The sequence below is a fragment of the Phyllobacterium sp. LjRoot231 genome, from assembly GCF_964253365.1.
GTDB lineage: Bacteria > Pseudomonadota > Alphaproteobacteria > Rhizobiales > Rhizobiaceae > Phyllobacterium.
This window is the reverse complement of the sequence record NZ_CAXUQT020000001.1, coordinates 4,285,377-4,299,950: the sequence shown is the minus strand read 5'-3', so window position 1 is coordinate 4,299,950 and position 14,574 is coordinate 4,285,377. Positions and strand designations below refer to the sequence as shown.

Sequence of the window (14,574 nt, the reverse complement as noted above, 5' to 3'; positions counted from 1 at the left end):
CGAGCCTTACGTTGATGCTTTCAGGTGGAGACCGGACCAATGGCCGCTTCACTCTGCGGGTGTGGGCTACGGACATCGATCTTCAAAACGGTCATCCTGTGGAGCTGTGGATCGGATCCGTCGTAGAAGAGAAATTGGTCAATCGGTTTTCATTGCTAACGCTGCCGCAGTATCAACCAAACGCTGACATACCGCGTGACCTGCTGGCAGGATCAATCGGAGCGGGCAAGCTGACGACTCGTGCAGAACAACAAATGACAGGAATGTGGGACGGCCGCGTGTTGCTGGCCCACGACGGGACGGTAACCGTCGATTGAGTGACGCGGTATGCTCGATTTACTTACGAAAGCGTGGCGCAGCGATAGTTTGATTCCGCAGCGTGAAAAATCCCAAACTGGTGTAAACCCGACCAAAAACGAAGATGCAAGTGTTGAGACACATTTTACGTCACTTCCCAAATCGCCGCGTTCGCTGTTGAAACGAGCGAATCGCGCGCAGGAAGTCAATCTTGCGGAATGCAGGCCAGTACACGTCGGTGAAGTAAAACTCGCTGTGGACGCTCTGCCAAAGCAGAAATCCCGATAAGCGCACTTCGCCGCTGGTGCGGATAATAAGGTCCGGGTCTGGAAGGTCAGCTGCGTAAAGGTGACGAGCGATGGTTTCGGGGGTGACAAGCTCGATGATGTTGGGCAGCGCGGTCCCCTTGGCCGCCTGGTCACGAAGGAGCGAGCGGACGGCGTCGACGATCTCTTCGCGCCCGCCATAGGCCACCGCAATTGTCAGCTTTAGGGTATCATACGACGCTGTCGCTGCTTCGGCCATTCGAATGGCAGCGATCACCGACTCCGGCAGGATGTCGAGTCTGCCGATGGCCTGCACCCGAATCCTTTGTCGATGCGTCAACGGATCGTGGGCGAGAGCCGAGATCTTGGCTTCGACTGCAGCGAGAATCCCGGAAACTTCCTCTGGTGAACGCTGAAGGTTCTCTGTCGAAAATACCCAGAGCGTGACGGCCGGAATGTGCAGTTGACAACACCAGTTGAGCACGTCGCCGAGCTTCTCTGCTCCGGTCCGATAGATCTCGCGAAAATCCTGCAGTCCTTGTTGGCGACCGTGGCGCCGGTTCCCATCCAGGATGAAGCCGACATGGCGGGGCAAAACCCGTCCCCGGATCTGACGCAGCAACCGTCGCTCATAGGCCCAGTACAGCAGGCGCAGAAGCCAGTGTCTGAAAGAGCTTCCTGAGATTTTGATCGCAACCATCACCAAGTCATCCATCACTTCTCTGCTGGACTTTACACCAAATCCTGATCGACACATTCCTGCGCACCCGGCCAAGCAAGCCTTAGATTTCGCATCCGTGTCGCTCGTGGTACCGGGGGCTAATTCATGTCCCGGCAGATAAGTTAGTCTAGAGGAAAGTTGGTTGCTCAAGCTCGGGTCCGCCCACTGCGACCAGCGCGCCGTTGTCGATCCACATTATCGCGGTCAGGCACCGCTGCATTTCAAGAAAACAACAAGGCTCTTTCCGTCAGTAAAAAACGGACTGCCGACAGCGTTTTGCCCCAACATCGGCTCCGTCACGACTGCTTCGTCGATCCGCTTGGCGCATTTTGTTCGCGACAGATCGGACTTGAGCGACTCTCGCTCGCGATCCACCGCTGGATCGATTTGGTGGATCAGCAGCCCTGTTCCTCCGGCTGTTTGAGCTTCTCGGTCGAAGTGCACCGTACCAACCCAAACCGCATTGCCGGCGACGCGAAAGGCGGTATCCCACACATGAAGGTGATGACGCTCGCGGGCCGATCCCATCGGGTCCACATGCTGGAAGCCTCGCCGATTGGGTTGGCCTTGCCAGAACGTCGGCAGCCCAGGTGCACGAGGAGGGGGTTCATTGCGAAGCTCCGCAATGAGCAAACGCCAACTGCTTCCAAACGAGATGCGATCCGTCGGCTCCCACCCGGCGTCCAGGAAGGCCTTCGTTAGATCGGCCTCACTGCCCACCAGTATGACGTTGATCGGCTCCATTGGTCTGCCAACGATATCCTCGCTGAACCGCGGCGCAACAGCAAACAATCCCGACGGGAAATCGCTTGTCGTCAAGTCCACGGCTGTCGCTACTGATGCGTGTCGTACGACGAGCGGGTGCAAATAGCTGAAGACCACGACAACACCGATCCAGACAATGATGAAAAGGCTCGCAAGTCGCCCAGCCCAGGCGGGATTTTGTAGAGGAGCTTCGGGTTTGGATGCTTGTGAAACACTGAACGAAGTGATGATGACCGCCAGCCAGGCAGCACCGAGGGCGAAGCTGGCCAGCACATCGGAAGGCCAATGGACACCCAGATAAATCCGCGAAAAGCCGATCGCCAACACGAGAATAATGGCGAGGACGACGATGGCGCCCTTGGCCACTTTGGTCGTCGTCCTCTCGATCGCGAACCACGCAACGAAACCGTAAAAGGAAATCGCGACGAAGGCGTGCCCACTTGGAAAGCTCAAGCCCTGGGCAGGTATCAGCGCATTAACGAGATCCGGCCGTGGCCGGGCGAACCCCGTCTTGCCCAACCAGACAAGGAATTCCCCGCCAAGAATGGAAATGAGGAGAGTTAGAATCCAGCGCCACTGCCGAGTCAGGACGAAATAGATCCCGAACAGGCAAGCCCCCGCGGCGATAATCTGCCAGTTCCCCAGATAGGTCAGGAACAACATGACTGTATTCAGATGCGGACTCCGAGACATCTGGACCAATGACACGAGCCGCAAATCGGCGACTACGAGGGGATCGTTGGAGATCAGGTCCTCGACGACAGAGAGAAACAACCAGAGAAAGACGACAGAGAGTGCGACGCCGACTGTCAGCCGCAGCCCGAACGGTTCGTTCCTGCTGAACCGTTTCCGCAGCGACCCCCAAAAGCGTGGATGAGCCGCGAGATTTCGGCGTACTTCCGGGTCGTTCCGGATCGCCACCAATATCGACTTAAGGACCGAACTCGGCAGCCGCCACATGTGGTCGCAATTCCCATTCCGGAGCCGAAAGTTTTTGTTCGCGCCGGCTCGTACCTCAGCGCTGCGCAAGGAAGAATAGCACGCCGACAACCGCGGCACCAAGGCTGACCAACAGAACACCGCCGGCAGCCATATCCTTGACGACGCGGATTTCCGCGTGGAACTCAGGATGCAAGTGATCAACCAACGTTTCCAGCGCGGAATTGAACAATTCCGCCGCCAGAACCAGGGCAATCGCCAGAGTGATGATTGCCATCCAGGCCAATGATGCACCGAGAAACAGGACGCCGATGACGACCAGGACCGCCATCAATATTTGTGTCCTAAAACTGCGCTCACGCCGGCACCGTAAACTTAACCTGATATATTTTGCTTTGGGCGCATTTGCGACTTTGTAGCTGATCTCATGCCGCTTGTACGCATGCGATTTCGCGCCACGCATCCATCGCAGCGTTGCGACGAGCGCGATGGTCGGATGAAGTTAACTTGTTGCGTGAAAAGTGGTGGAGATTGGCAATGGGATCATGAATGGAAACGAAGCGTTGAAGCTGCCGAGTTGATTCCAATCGCTTCATGATCTTTTCTCGTCGTCGAATTGGCTGGTGCGAAGGCACCGTAAACTTAACCAGTTGGCGATGATTCTTTGTGATTTTGAGTAATGACCGAGGCTCGTGATTCACTCTATCGCCGTCACCGTTTTCCAGCTGAAGTTATCGCCGAGGCGGTGTGGCTGTACTTCCGCTTCCCGCTCAGTCTTCGCATGGTGGAAGACATGCTTGCCTACAAGGGCATTATCGTCACACACCAGACGATCCGCATATGGGCGGAAAAGTTCGGGCGGGACTACGCCGACAAGATTCGCAGGCGTTCGCCACGCCTTGGTGACAAGTGGCACCTTGATGAAGCTGTTGTTTCGATCGGAGGCAGGAAACACTGGCTGTGGCGCGCCGTCGATCAGGACGGTTTCGTACCGGAGGTCCTGGTGCAAAGCCGCAGGAATACCAAGGCAGCCAAACGCTTGATCCGGAAATTACTCAAGAAACAAGGTTGCGCACCGCGTGTCATAGTGACGGGTAAGCTCAGATCCTATGCGGCTGCCAACAGGCAGATTGGTCTGACCGTCTGCGATCACCGCCAGCATAAGGGGCTCAACAACCGCGCTGAGAATTCGCACCAGCCAATTCGACGACGAGAAAAGATCATGAAGCGATTGGAATCAACTCGGCAGCTTCAACGCTTCGTTTCCATTCATGATCCCATTGCCAATCTCCACCACTTTTCACGCAACAAGTTAACTTCATCCGACCATCGCGCTCGTCGCAACGCTGCGATGGATACGTGGCGCGAAATCGCATGCGTACAAGCGGCATGAGATCAGCTACAAAGTCGCAAATGCGCCCAAAGCAAAATATATCAGGTTAAGTTTACGGTGCCGTCGAGCGTATCGAACTGATGAGCGACCATCAGTGGCTGGAGGTGGATGACGTGATCGAAGTACGCTGGAACCGCAATCCGCCCTTCAAGGTGGACGATCCCAATGCGACACTTGCCGATGGCGTCGATACGCTAACCTGGAAGCCAAATTTCACGGCGGCGGCAAATGAAGATCCGAAGGGCTATCATTCGCTCTTGACCGACGTGGTTCCGGCGCTCGGCGGCGCGTCGACCGCTGCCCCGACAATTCATGATGGCGTGATTGCCATGGAATGGCTCGAGACATTGCGGCGGGAACTTGCTTTGTAGAATCGATGAATTGCTTCAGTTACAAATGCTCTCGGCAAACATCCCAGGATAGGTTCCTGGGATGTTTGCTGCTCGACTCTAGCGCGTAGGAAGTCTGAAGATTTTCAGCACAATGACTGTCATTCTGGTGTGTATGCGACATAGATCACACCAACCGAAGTGAGTAGCCGCGAACTCATCCATTAAGCTCGGGTTAGCGAGACGCACTTGGCGCATATTGCCAAGGGTCGACGCACACGACACCAAGCGGTTTGAAATGAGCGACATTGCGTGTGACAACCTGCAGGCCGTGTTCCAGGGCAGTCGCAGCAATCATCGCATCTGCGGATGGGCGCCTGTCCGCAGTGGGGAGCATGCCTGCTCGAATTGCGATATCAAGATCGAATGGGATGATGCGACCTGCGAAGCTGGTCAGAACGATTTCATTCAGCCATTTTTCCAGATCGGATGCGAAAGTTGGGTCCCTTTTTTGCTCACGCTGGATGCCAAATCTGATCTCCATGATTGTAACCGACGAAAGGGCTGCATCCTCCACATCGAATTCACGCATAAAATGCTGAAACGCCTCATCTTGTTTTTCTGGTCTTCTTGCTGCCGAAATGACGTTTGTATCCAGCAAAAATGGCATCAGAACTCAACGTCCCGACCATCGAAGTCTACGCGTGCGGGATCAAAATCTTTGTCGCTGACTGTACCAGGATCCCGCAGAGCCTCAAAAAGACTCTTGGGTTTCTTCCAGTGCGCTTCAAATTCGGCATAGCGCACGAGCACATAACTTGCCTCGCCATGGTCGGTTATAACCACGGGGCGCTCGTTTGCTTCCTTCTTCGCTCTGCTCGGATTCTGATTGAAGGATGCACTGGTCATATAGGACATTCGCATGAGAGACTCCATGTAGTATGTTTTCTAACAAATATACTACTCTCTGCGCGATTGCAAGACCAGAATGTCTACGAAGGTTTTGGGGCGCTGTCACCTTGTTTTTGGCTTAACGAATAATCGATATCGATCATGGGCATGCGCCAGCCCATTGCCAATTACAAGAACCACCGTTTGCCGCCAGAGATTATCGCCCGTGCGGTCTGGCTCTATTACCGGTTTCCGCTCAGCCTGCGCCACGTTGAAGAAATGCTGCTGGAACGCGGGATCGCTGTCTCCTATGAGACCATTCGCCGATGGGGCAGAAAACATGGCCCCGGCCATGCCCGGCGCATTCGCCGAAAGCCACCTTCCACCAATGATGTCTGGCACCTTGATGAAGTCGCGGTGCGCATTAATGGCAAGCGATGCTGGCTGTGGCGGGCGGTTGACCAGGACGGCTTTGTGCTCGACGAGATTGTCCAGAACCGCAGGAATACCAAGGCTGCCAAACGATTACTGACACGTCTGATGAAGAAGCAGGGCATGGCGCCGAAGCGGATAATCACCGACAAGTTGCGCTCCTATGGCGCAGCAAGGCGTCAGGTCATTCCAGACGTCGAGCATCGCTCTCACAAAGGTTTGAACAATCGCGCTGAGAACTCCCATGTACCGTTTCGAAAGCGGGAACGAATGCGACAGGGATTTCGATCCGTAGGCAGCTTGCAACATTTCGTTTCGCTGTTCTCTGCTGTCCGCAATCTCTTCGTTCCAGATCACACAAAACAATCTGCTACCCAAATCCGCAATCACAGACTGCAAGCCATGGCTCAGTGGAAAGCCGTCAGCGGCCAGATTGTCTGAAACAGTCAGCACGTGCCTTATTGCGCCTGTCCTGCAAACAAGGTGACAACGCCACGTTCGGAGCAGATTCCAATTGAGATGGGTCTGGATAGGTGGATGCGCCTTTGGCACTGTGAACTTCCTACTCCTGCTAACGACTGACATTCAAATTTTGCGCGTCGAACGAGTCAATCGCTATATTCATTATAGTCAGTCACAGTAATTCAACATACTTCTCCTTAGGCATTCACCAAAAATCATGCATAGTATCAACGTCCACTTATAATGTTGAATACATGCACCAATCAAATTAGGCTATTGTAAGAATTCTCAAAGGTACTTTTCTTGGTGCCATAGTGGCTACACAGGGCGGCTGCTGGATACAACATGTCTAAAAATTTAGGCCATGTGTGGACGACAACCTTGGATGGCAGTACACCCCCCAAATCTAGAGCAGCATCGACATCTGCTGGAGCAGAATAGCAGGGGAAGAGCAGGAATGGGGCCGAGCTTATAGAGACGCGCCCTGCCGTTCCGGATGCGGCCGTGGCGACGGCGAATGTGGGCACTTTGAAAATCGACAGATCAAGCAGTGGGTGTTTGGCGCCCGGAAAATGGCGTGCCGCGAGCACGGAGAGGATTGTACCGGCAACGAGGATGGCGACGGCAATATAGAATTCATAGATGCCGTGCGGAAAGACTCAAGGCTGGAGACGCTTCGCCAACATCTATCCATCAAGAACCAGGATGGTCGCATTGATTCAGTCAGCTTTGACGGTACTATATGGAAATGCTGAATCCGACTTCGATGTTCGCTGCTTGCGAAAAAAGCCCGATAGATGTCGATAGTCCACAGAATTTTTACAGCTGCAGCTGCGCCGAAAAACCCTGTAAAATCAACAGGCTAACTTTTTAACGGTCCCGTTAGCGGCGTATGAAGTGGAAAAATAAATTTTCGATAATAAAAACAAAAGCTTAGGGCAAAAAAAGTAATAGAGTGGGAGTAGAGGGAAATCGGCGGCAATAGCGTAGTTTCGGCAGGCTATCGCCGTCCGCTAGCGTTTCGCACCAATTGCCTTTGATCGTCTCCGGCGCTCCTTCCAAACAACTTGCAAGACTGAAACGCGGTTGACGTTGCAAGTAAAGCGCTTTCAATACGGCGTAGGGCTCGAGCGTATCACCGCGTGCAAATAGGCGGGTCTGCTCGCGCCTTCAGTCGATGACGTGGCGAGATTTCTTACGTTCATGGTTACACTCAGATCATTCAACGCAATTGTGCGAGCCGTCGTTGACTTTATCCAACCAACATACTGCGTAACCGAGCGAACATGCGCTGTCTCGCGATAAGTTTGCGGAGATAATGGGCGGCTGTCGCGGCGCTCACGGTCGCGCCGAAATGGCAATAACAGATAACTTTGTGTAACTGATTGTCAGTCAGTTGGAAGAACCGCCTTGCTTCGCCGTAACTGTCATTTTCCAAACCGGCTGCGCGAAGGAGGGTATCCTCGAAAGCAACCGAGATTGGTGAGCTGTCGGCCCGCATGACCCCGCGCGCTTTTGCCGAATGATACTCGGTCTGGTGCAGCGTCGCGAGACGCCGGATTGGGTTCTGTTCAAGGAGTTCAGCCCAGCGTTCAAGTCGTTTGCTGCGCGACATGACGTGGCGCGGGTAGTCCTGACCGACCTCGGCGATGACTTGCAATTGCTCGAGTGCATGGTGTTTCATTTTAGCCTCCTGTCGATGATGCGACATCAACCAACTGTGATGAAAAATGTTCCGGCTTCGCGCGGTGGACGATGAAATAATTCGGAGGACAAAACAGGTGACACAATCCATACGCCGCTCAAAGAGCGGCGTTGCCGCTCATGATTTCGCATCAGGCATCAATAGCGGCGTGGCGTGGACATCCCGAACCTGCTGCATTCCATCGCAATTCGCCGAGATCCAGGGGAACGTTGACCGCCGGGCCGCGTTTCTGCCGATGGGCTGAGTCATTTCGTATGCTTGGTCAAGGCCGCGCTACGTGAAAATCGCAAGGTCAGGGGCGGGGAGGCGATCGCTGAAAGGCCCGACGGAACGCCAAGCCGTAGCTTTTGGCATGTCTTAAGAACTCGATGGTTTCGCTCTGATCATGACATATCTTGTCGGCTTCCAGACCAGCTATTCGTGCCTGCGGGATCGTTATACGGGCCCGCCCTCGCCATTAGCTACCGCCTAGCTTTTCCTGTATTTCGGGATCTCCACGCCGGGATTTGATTTTTTCGATTTTGTCCCGCAGATCAGCGATCTTAACGCGCCGTCCCAGATCATTTTTGCGCGTGCGCTGGACGAACTCGAATATTCTTCGCCGTGCCTGCGGCTCATTGAATCAATCGCTGCGATAATGGGATCGGGGAATCCTTCGGACCGTAGATTATCCAGGCTCCATCCTGTCTTCTCGACGATGTCATGCAGAACACCAACTATTCTTTCATTGTTGTCGTGCAACGCAAGCATGACTCGCAAGGGATGCTGCATGCGACTTTGCAGCGATCAATGACTGGCACCGTGAAAAGATTTGGTCACAGGGCTCGCGCTGGTCGAGGGCGGAAGATGTCGATGGACGCAACGAAGAGTTGCACGTTGACCGGCCAACGTTAACACATGCCGAAAGCTACGCGCCGAAAATTATGATCAGTGCAAAGGTTTGCAACATAACCGTCTGGGACACCCTTGGCCCCAAAAACGCCTTAGCCGCGGCATGTCTCCACAAGTGTCCCAAAGCCCCCTATTTATAGGGGTTGGGACAATGGAACAGCGATAGGGCGGGGGCGGTGAAGCAGGAGAGAGGACACCCAAAAAATGGGAGTTCTCGGAATGAACTACATGCAGATGAAGACATTGAAGCTAGGCGATATTGTATATCAAAAAGCTGGCAAGGCGCATGGCTCGGATCAGGACATGGGGCCGCTCTGCGTCGTGTTGGCGATTACCGCTAGAGGTGGCGTCCTGCTGGCCGACACCCTGACCAACGCGCGGTACTGGAGCCCGTACCAGAGACTTTACCTCTACCCAGCAACGGAGGCCCATAAGGAGCTTTTGTGGCGGCGGGTGGGGTTCTCCCCGCCGTAAACTAGAGTTTCTCCTAGCCCGCCTTGCCGGCGGTTTTCTTTGCATGGCCTGTTTTGGTATATTAATCGACCGGAGGAAGTTAGATGCTACTGAAAAAGCTCACACTCTCGCATGATGAAAAGAAGGGTAACTGGGCGCTAAAGGAGGATGGAAAGGACAGGGCGCTACGGCGCTTCGATACAAAGGCTGATGCACTAAAACGCGGGGTTCTGGAAGGCGCTCTAGGTAAAGATGGCGGTTCCGTAAAAATCCAAAGGAAAGATGGTGTCTATCAAGAGGAACGCACCTATCCACGATCCGCTGACCCGCGCAGTTCGAAAGGATAGGTACTTATGACACCCTCAGCCGCATCGTAGTAGGTCGTGGCGCATCTGGCGTCCCGCAGACCAGACGACGCACCAGTGCCAGTTGTTACACCAGCCGCAACACCAGATAGGTCACGATCACGGCGAGGATGACGAACACGATGATTGCGTCCATTTGGGGCTGATCTCCAAAAAGGCGGGAGAAGACGCGCTGTGGGGGATTGCTGCTATCTTCCTCCCAAGGAAGCTGACTGCGAGCTTTGGGGCATGGATCAGTCAGCCTGAGCAGAATAAAGCCTCAGCGATGCGTCGTCTGTGTGGCAATTTGACTTCCCAATTTCCGTGGGCACGCCCCGGGCGTTTCACAAGGTCTCTGGAATGTGAAGGGAATCCTTTGCTCTCGCTCATCCGCCTGGCCTCCGAAGGGCTTCGGGAAGAACGCGGTCGCCGAAATCGACGGCGGACCGCTGGATGATCCGTCCGGTCTCGTCGTGGATGAGCTGGAAGCGTCGGTTTCCCAGAAAGAATGTCAGCCGTGAGCGCCCAGCATCTGCGCCCTCTCCACGCTCATGCCTGCTGGTTATCTTGCCGTCACGAATGAGAGGCTGGACGGTCGAAGGGTCAATACCAAGTCCCTTGCCTATGAGCGCCGCACCTACATGGACTTCGCTGTCTTCAAATTCAATTGTCGCCATTTTCAGTTACTGCTGCAGCCTTGTTTCAAGGATGCTTGTTCTACCACAATTTTCTGCAGGGCGGGCATTCGAGGCTCCGCTGGCAAATACTGATCACAATCGCGGACGATCTTTAGAGCGTCATGCTCACGCCTCAAAATAGAGGTTTCTCTTGGAGTATCGATGTTTTGTTCCCGAGGCCCATTGTTCAGCTGACGTGAGGCCACCATGGTTGAAGCAACTGTCCGCAATTTCACCATTAATTTTGGCCCGCAGCATCCGGCGGCGCATGGTGTGTTGCGTCTGGTGCTTGAGCTCGATGGCGAGGTGGTCAAGCGAGTCGACCCCCATATAGGACTGCTTCATCGTGGCACCGAAAAGCTGATCGAGCACAAGACATACCTGCAGGCGCTTCCCTATTTTGATCGGCTCGATTATGTCGCACCAATGAATCAGGAGCATGCCTTTTGCCTGGCGATAGAAAAGCTGCTCGATTTGGCGGTTCCCCGGCGCGGCCAGCTTATCCGCGTGCTCTTTAGCGAGATTGGGCGGCTGCTCTCGCATCTCCTCAATGTCACCACCCAGGCCATGGATGTAGGCGCCCTTACCCCACCCCTATGGGGTTTCGAGGAACGTGAAAAGTTGATGGTGTTCTATGAGCGTGCGTCAGGGGCCCGCATGCATGCCAATTATTTCCGGGTGGGCGGCGTGCATCAGGACCTGCCCCCTGAGCTCCTCGACGATATCTGGGCGTTTTGCGATCCATTTCTGAAGGTATGCAACGATCTCGAAGGGCTGTTGACCGAAAACCGCATTTTCAAGCAGCGTAATGTCGGCATTGCCGAGATCAAGCTCGATGACGCATGGGGATGGGGATTTTCGGGCGTCATGGTGCGCGGCTCGGGTGCGGTCTGGGACTTGCGCAAGGCGCAGCCCTACGAATGCTATGCCGAGCTCGATTTCGATATTCCCGTTGGCAAGAACGGAGACTGCTATGACCGCTATCTCGTTCGCATGGAAGAAATGCGCCAATCGGTTCGCATCATGCAGCAGTGCCTGGAGCAGCTGCGGCTGCCCGCAGGGCAGGGGCCGGTCGCGGCCCAGGATCACAAGATCGTGCCGCCGTTGCGACGCGACATGAAACGCTCGATGGAGGCCATCATCCAGCATTTCAAGCTCTACAGCGAGGGCTATCGCGTCCCTGCCGGTGAAGTCTATGCCGCCGTCGAAGCGCCAAAGGGTGAATTCGGTGTCTACCTCGTTTCCGATGGTTCTAACCGCCCCTACCGATGCAAGATACGCGCTCCCTCATTCGCCCATCTGCAGGCAATGGACTTTCTGAGCCGCGGCCACATGCTGGGCGATGTCTCGGCGATCATCGGCACGCTCGACATCGTGTTTGGGGAGATAGACCGATGATGGCGCTTTTATCCGGAACCAATCGCCGCGCAACAGGTTGATCAACCTGAAGCCGATGGAAGGAAAAAGCGATGGCCAGATGCGATCAATGCGGGAATGACTATGATAAGACTTTCGAAGTGAGGGTTGCCGACGAAACCTACACGTTCGACAGCTTCGAATGTGCGATCCAGAAACTTGCCCCCACATGTCCACATTGCGAATGCCGGATCATTGGACATGGCGTCGAACAGGACGAGATCATTTATTGCTGTGCACATTGCGCCGCGGAGGAAGGGCTGACCGGACTGACCGATCGCGTGCCCTGAGTGACGCGTTACCTTCCAAGATCTGAACGCTCAGATGGGGGACGAGATGACGGCCAAAAATCCGCATTTTCAACCGATCGTTTATTCCCAGCTTTCGACCTGTTTAAGGTGCGAATAGCGCGGAGTAAATTGGGCAAGCCGCTTCGCGGCTGCGCTCTACTCGTTGCGCTCGCGCAGCCTGCCGAGAAGCGGTATCCGCCCAGTCGGATGTCGATCGCACTTGCAATTATTTCTTAGACTAGGCCGCGCAGGTAGATGATATCCATGATATTGCCGAGCAACGTGTCCACGCTCGGCGCTTCAGAAATCGGATTCGGGACTACAAATGGACGCCGGCGATGTCCCTTTTTTTTCCTGTCATGGAAGAATTTTGCCCCGCCCCAACGCGGACAGGGACCTGGTGCCGTGTAACCGGCATTTCCGTGTCATTCGGCAGTTCGACCCCGGTATACGCATCCAATTACGACCCAATCACGCGGCTAATTCCTTAATTTAATCAATTATTAATGGTGGGGGCTATTGTTTAGTGTTTAATGGGGTTCAGACCCCACGCCGAATAACAACTATAATTGCAGCTGCTGCGGAAGATGGACCGATTTCGCGAAATTGCTAGGGTTTTGCAACCCTTGTCCGATGCTCGCGGAAAGCTGGCTATTTTGTTGCTATCGTAGCGAGCGCAGTGACAGGCTTTCCATCCACAAGGATCGGTTGGTGATGATCATTGGCCAGGAGGATGCCGATAACATGGGTGCCGACGGGTGATGGGCAATGGCCGAACCGAGCTTTGATTAGATCGCCGCCGAAATCACTGTTCATGCTGTTGTAGGGCCGACCGGGGATGTTGCAGGTGTCGCCGTCAGGGTCCATTTTCATGTGGATGTGACCGCATTGCTTGTCGTCGCCACATTGTCCTGCCGCAAGGATTTTGAAATTGCTTCTGACGACGACACCGATCGATTTTTCCGTGTCGTCACCAAGCACGATCACCGAATTTACTTTGGGCCAAACGATTTCGAGAGTCGGTTTATCTTGCGCAACAGCGGGTATTGCCGTTGCGAGCAAAAACAACGTGAGACCATATTTTAGAGCGGACCGAGGCATCAAAATCTCCATGAAAAATTAAGTAATCACTGCTTACATTGCGGCGATGTCATCGTCAACCCCGAAGTAACTGGTGATTACATTTGTTCTATATGATAGAGGTTAGGACATGACAGATGCTCACCCACGCGGCCACGACTCCCACGAACCCAAGCGGTATCACCACGGCAACCTAGTGGAGGCGTTGGTTTCCGCCACTGTCGCCATCATAGAAGAACGCGGCATCGAGCATGTGTCCGTTCGGGAAGCGGCAAAGCGCGCGGGCGTTTCGCCCGGTGCCCCGTTCCGGCATTTCAGAACTAAGACAGCATTGATGACGGCAGTTGCCGAACAGGCAATGACCCGGTTGAAAGAGGCGGTGGCTGAAGCAGTGGCCGAGACTGCCGAACAAGACCCGCTTGCGGCCTTCGAAGCAATTGGCCGAGGCTATCTGCGATGGGCGTTATCCAATACCACCCATTTCGAGATCATCAGCTCGCGTTCGCTCATTGATTTCGACGGCTCAGAAAGCCTGCGTCGGGACAATGAACAGATACGGACACTCATGATCGATCTTCTCGCCCAAGCCCGTGATCGGGGTCAGCTTCGCCAAGGTTTGGACTTCGATCATCTGGTGCTCGGGGCCAGAGCGCTTGTTTACGGGCTGGCGCGGATGGCGGTCGATGGCCACTTTCCCGAATGGCACGGGTCCGAGCCTCCCAAGAATGCGGTGCAGCACGCCTTGAGCACGTTTATTTCTCAAATGAGAAAAATTTGATCGCGCTAACAACCTGTTTGGTTCGGTCGCGAATTGTTGCACTATTTCTGAATTTCGTCTGACAGCATAAATCAGTCGCTGTGACCTTCATCGATAAGTGGCGTGAAATCTTCAGAGCTATGTGGCACCGCTGGCGGCATAGCTTGAAAGATCACTTTGCACACAGTCTCTAGGAATTTCCGCGACGACGGTAGGCCCAGTTGGGATGAACGCCGCCGTTGAAACCAAAACGATGGGACAATTATCCTTGGCCCCTAATCAGCAACCAAGAGCTTGGCTCTCGGTCGATGAACTCTCTTCGGACATGCGCCAGAACGTTTCTCTGTCCCGCGAATGGGACCATCCGAAGAGCCTCATCAAAAGTGACCCATCGAAATTCGCTATGTTCCGCGTTCAATTGAACTTCGTCTTCCGGCCGCGCAAAACCCACGAAAACTGGGAGAAG

18 protein-coding genes and 1 pseudogene are annotated in these 14,574 nt (G+C 54.4%); 10 read left to right on the top strand and 9 right to left on the bottom strand.

Annotated features, from left to right (window positions below):
* Positions 1-11: 11 nt before the first annotated feature.
* The gene (locus tag ACSQ3H_RS21535; protein WP_436118919.1) at positions 12-317 is read left to right on the top strand and encodes a hypothetical protein; all 306 of its coding nucleotides are present in this window, start codon (positions 12-14) and stop codon (positions 315-317) included.
* Between the two features lie 130 nt (positions 318-447).
* Here the strand turns inward: ACSQ3H_RS21535 and uppS are convergent, their stop codons facing one another.
* The 3 genes from uppS to ACSQ3H_RS21520 form a co-directional block, all read right to left on the bottom strand.
* Positions 448-1,278, bottom strand: a complete 831-nt coding sequence (gene uppS, locus ACSQ3H_RS21530) for a polyprenyl diphosphate synthase (protein WP_436118918.1) — start codon at positions 1,276-1,278, stop codon at positions 448-450.
* Between the two features lie 210 nt (positions 1,279-1,488).
* Entirely contained in the window at positions 1,489-3,009 is a 1,521-nt protein-coding gene (locus ACSQ3H_RS21525) for an LssY C-terminal domain-containing protein (RefSeq protein WP_436118917.1), read from the bottom strand.
* A gap of 55 nt (positions 3,010-3,064) precedes the next feature.
* Positions 3,065-3,451 carry a diacylglycerol kinase gene (locus ACSQ3H_RS21520; RefSeq protein WP_436118916.1) on the bottom strand — a complete coding sequence of 129 codons (387 nt, stop codon included), beginning with the start codon at positions 3,449-3,451 and terminating at the stop codon, positions 3,065-3,067.
* Positions 3,452-3,667: 216 nt separating this feature from the next.
* On the opposite strand from ACSQ3H_RS21520, the gene ACSQ3H_RS21515 reads away from it, so the two are divergent.
* Both ACSQ3H_RS21515 and ACSQ3H_RS21510 read left to right on the top strand, forming a co-directional pair.
* Positions 3,668-4,381, top strand: coding sequence for an IS6 family transposase (locus tag ACSQ3H_RS21515; RefSeq protein WP_436118915.1), 714 nt, complete (start codon positions 3,668-3,670; stop codon positions 4,379-4,381).
* An 80-nt stretch (positions 4,382-4,461) separates the two neighbouring features.
* Positions 4,462-4,752, top strand: a complete 291-nt coding sequence (locus tag ACSQ3H_RS21510; RefSeq protein WP_436118914.1) for a hypothetical protein — start codon at positions 4,462-4,464, stop codon at positions 4,750-4,752.
* Positions 4,753-4,945: 193 nt separating this feature from the next.
* Here the strand turns inward: ACSQ3H_RS21510 and ACSQ3H_RS21505 are convergent, their stop codons facing one another.
* Together ACSQ3H_RS21505 and ACSQ3H_RS21500 are read right to left on the bottom strand one after the other, a co-directional pair.
* The gene (locus ACSQ3H_RS21505) at positions 4,946-5,380 is read right to left on the bottom strand and encodes a type II toxin-antitoxin system VapC family toxin (RefSeq protein WP_436118913.1); all 435 of its coding nucleotides are present in this window, start codon (positions 5,378-5,380) and stop codon (positions 4,946-4,948) included.
* Entirely contained in the window at positions 5,380-5,628 is a 249-nt protein-coding gene (locus tag ACSQ3H_RS21500) for a type II toxin-antitoxin system Phd/YefM family antitoxin (RefSeq protein ID WP_436118912.1), read from the bottom strand. The genes ACSQ3H_RS21505 and ACSQ3H_RS21500 overlap by 1 nt, the downstream gene beginning before the upstream one ends.
* A gap of 154 nt (positions 5,629-5,782) precedes the next feature.
* Here ACSQ3H_RS21500 and ACSQ3H_RS21495 point away from each other — a divergent pair.
* Positions 5,783-6,474: pseudogene (locus ACSQ3H_RS21495) on the top strand (IS6 family transposase).
* 1,273 nt (positions 6,475-7,747) lie between these two features.
* On the opposite strand, the gene ACSQ3H_RS21490 reads toward ACSQ3H_RS21495, so the two are convergent.
* Positions 7,748-8,179 (bottom strand): hypothetical protein, encoded by a 432-nt coding sequence (locus ACSQ3H_RS21490; protein ID WP_436118911.1) that lies wholly within the window; start codon positions 8,177-8,179, stop codon positions 7,748-7,750.
* Positions 8,180-8,276: 97 nt separating this feature from the next.
* Between ACSQ3H_RS21490 and ACSQ3H_RS21485 the strand changes: the two genes are divergently transcribed.
* Positions 8,277-8,444 (top strand): hypothetical protein, encoded by a 168-nt coding sequence (locus tag ACSQ3H_RS21485; RefSeq protein WP_436118910.1) that lies wholly within the window; start codon positions 8,277-8,279, stop codon positions 8,442-8,444.
* A 224-nt stretch (positions 8,445-8,668) separates the two neighbouring features.
* Here the strand turns inward: ACSQ3H_RS21485 and ACSQ3H_RS21480 are convergent, their stop codons facing one another.
* Positions 8,669-8,971: a hypothetical protein gene (locus ACSQ3H_RS21480; protein ID WP_436118909.1), complete on the bottom strand. Its 303-nt coding sequence runs from the start codon at positions 8,969-8,971 to the stop codon at positions 8,669-8,671.
* Between the two features lie 324 nt (positions 8,972-9,295).
* Between ACSQ3H_RS21480 and ACSQ3H_RS21475 the strand changes: the two genes are divergently transcribed.
* The gene (locus ACSQ3H_RS21475; RefSeq protein ID WP_436118908.1) at positions 9,296-9,565 is read left to right on the top strand and encodes a hypothetical protein; all 270 of its coding nucleotides are present in this window, start codon (positions 9,296-9,298) and stop codon (positions 9,563-9,565) included.
* An 83-nt stretch (positions 9,566-9,648) separates the two neighbouring features.
* Positions 9,649-9,891, top strand: a complete 243-nt coding sequence (locus ACSQ3H_RS21470) for a DUF2188 domain-containing protein (protein ID WP_436118907.1) — start codon at positions 9,649-9,651, stop codon at positions 9,889-9,891.
* 383 nt (positions 9,892-10,274) lie between these two features.
* Here the strand turns inward: ACSQ3H_RS21470 and ACSQ3H_RS21465 are convergent, their stop codons facing one another.
* Positions 10,275-10,565 carry a DUF6522 family protein gene (locus ACSQ3H_RS21465; RefSeq protein WP_436118906.1) on the bottom strand — a complete coding sequence of 97 codons (291 nt, stop codon included), beginning with the start codon at positions 10,563-10,565 and terminating at the stop codon, positions 10,275-10,277.
* A gap of 207 nt (positions 10,566-10,772) precedes the next feature.
* Here ACSQ3H_RS21465 and ACSQ3H_RS21460 point away from each other — a divergent pair, with 207 nt between their 5' ends.
* Together ACSQ3H_RS21460 and ACSQ3H_RS21455 are read left to right on the top strand one after the other, a co-directional pair.
* Positions 10,773-11,963 (top strand): NADH-quinone oxidoreductase subunit D, encoded by a 1,191-nt coding sequence (locus ACSQ3H_RS21460; protein ID WP_436118905.1) that lies wholly within the window; start codon positions 10,773-10,775, stop codon positions 11,961-11,963.
* 71 nt (positions 11,964-12,034) lie between these two features.
* Positions 12,035-12,271 (top strand): hypothetical protein, encoded by a 237-nt coding sequence (locus ACSQ3H_RS21455; RefSeq protein ID WP_436118904.1) that lies wholly within the window; start codon positions 12,035-12,037, stop codon positions 12,269-12,271.
* 651 nt (positions 12,272-12,922) lie between these two features.
* Here ACSQ3H_RS21455 and ACSQ3H_RS21450 read toward each other — a convergent pair.
* A complete protein-coding gene (locus ACSQ3H_RS21450) occupies positions 12,923-13,372 on the bottom strand; it encodes a hypothetical protein (RefSeq protein WP_436118903.1) in 450 nt (149 codons plus the stop codon).
* A gap of 109 nt (positions 13,373-13,481) precedes the next feature.
* Between ACSQ3H_RS21450 and ACSQ3H_RS21445 the strand changes: the two genes are divergently transcribed.
* Positions 13,482-14,129, top strand: coding sequence for a TetR/AcrR family transcriptional regulator (locus ACSQ3H_RS21445; protein WP_436118902.1), 648 nt, complete (start codon positions 13,482-13,484; stop codon positions 14,127-14,129).
* Positions 14,130-14,574: the final 445 nt, after the last annotated feature.

What these genes read in the sequence shown, in the direction of transcription:
- uppS (WP_436118918.1), bottom strand. Translation starts at nt 1,278, where the DNA reads ATGGATGACTTGGTGATGGTTGCGATCAAAATCTCAGGAAGCTCTTTC.
- ACSQ3H_RS21460 (WP_436118905.1), top strand. Translation starts at nt 10,773, where the DNA reads ATGGTTGAAGCAACTGTCCGCAATTTCACCATTAATTTTGGCCCGCAG.
- ACSQ3H_RS21515 (WP_436118915.1), top strand. Translation starts at nt 3,668, where the DNA reads ATGACCGAGGCTCGTGATTCACTCTATCGCCGTCACCGTTTTCCAGCT.
- ACSQ3H_RS21480 (WP_436118909.1), bottom strand. Translation starts at nt 8,971, where the DNA reads ATGCAGCATCCCTTGCGAGTCATGCTTGCGTTGCACGACAACAATGAA.
- ACSQ3H_RS21475 (WP_436118908.1), top strand. Translation starts at nt 9,296, where the DNA reads ATGGGAGTTCTCGGAATGAACTACATGCAGATGAAGACATTGAAGCTA.
- ACSQ3H_RS21520 (WP_436118916.1), bottom strand. Translation starts at nt 3,451, where the DNA reads ATGCGTGGCGCGAAATCGCATGCGTACAAGCGGCATGAGATCAGCTAC.
- ACSQ3H_RS21500 (WP_436118912.1), bottom strand. Translation starts at nt 5,628, where the DNA reads ATGTCCTATATGACCAGTGCATCCTTCAATCAGAATCCGAGCAGAGCG.
- ACSQ3H_RS21445 (WP_436118902.1), top strand. Translation starts at nt 13,482, where the DNA reads ATGACAGATGCTCACCCACGCGGCCACGACTCCCACGAACCCAAGCGG.
- ACSQ3H_RS21490 (WP_436118911.1), bottom strand. Translation starts at nt 8,179, where the DNA reads ATGAAACACCATGCACTCGAGCAATTGCAAGTCATCGCCGAGGTCGGT.
- ACSQ3H_RS21505 (WP_436118913.1), bottom strand. Translation starts at nt 5,380, where the DNA reads ATGCCATTTTTGCTGGATACAAACGTCATTTCGGCAGCAAGAAGACCA.
- ACSQ3H_RS21455 (WP_436118904.1), top strand. Translation starts at nt 12,035, where the DNA reads ATGGCCAGATGCGATCAATGCGGGAATGACTATGATAAGACTTTCGAA.
- ACSQ3H_RS21510 (WP_436118914.1), top strand. Translation starts at nt 4,462, where the DNA reads ATGAGCGACCATCAGTGGCTGGAGGTGGATGACGTGATCGAAGTACGC.
- ACSQ3H_RS21525 (WP_436118917.1), bottom strand. Translation starts at nt 3,009, where the DNA reads ATGTGGCGGCTGCCGAGTTCGGTCCTTAAGTCGATATTGGTGGCGATC.
- ACSQ3H_RS21450 (WP_436118903.1), bottom strand. Translation starts at nt 13,372, where the DNA reads ATGCCTCGGTCCGCTCTAAAATATGGTCTCACGTTGTTTTTGCTCGCA.
- ACSQ3H_RS21465 (WP_436118906.1), bottom strand. Translation starts at nt 10,565, where the DNA reads ATGGCGACAATTGAATTTGAAGACAGCGAAGTCCATGTAGGTGCGGCG.
- ACSQ3H_RS21470 (WP_436118907.1), top strand. Translation starts at nt 9,649, where the DNA reads ATGCTACTGAAAAAGCTCACACTCTCGCATGATGAAAAGAAGGGTAAC.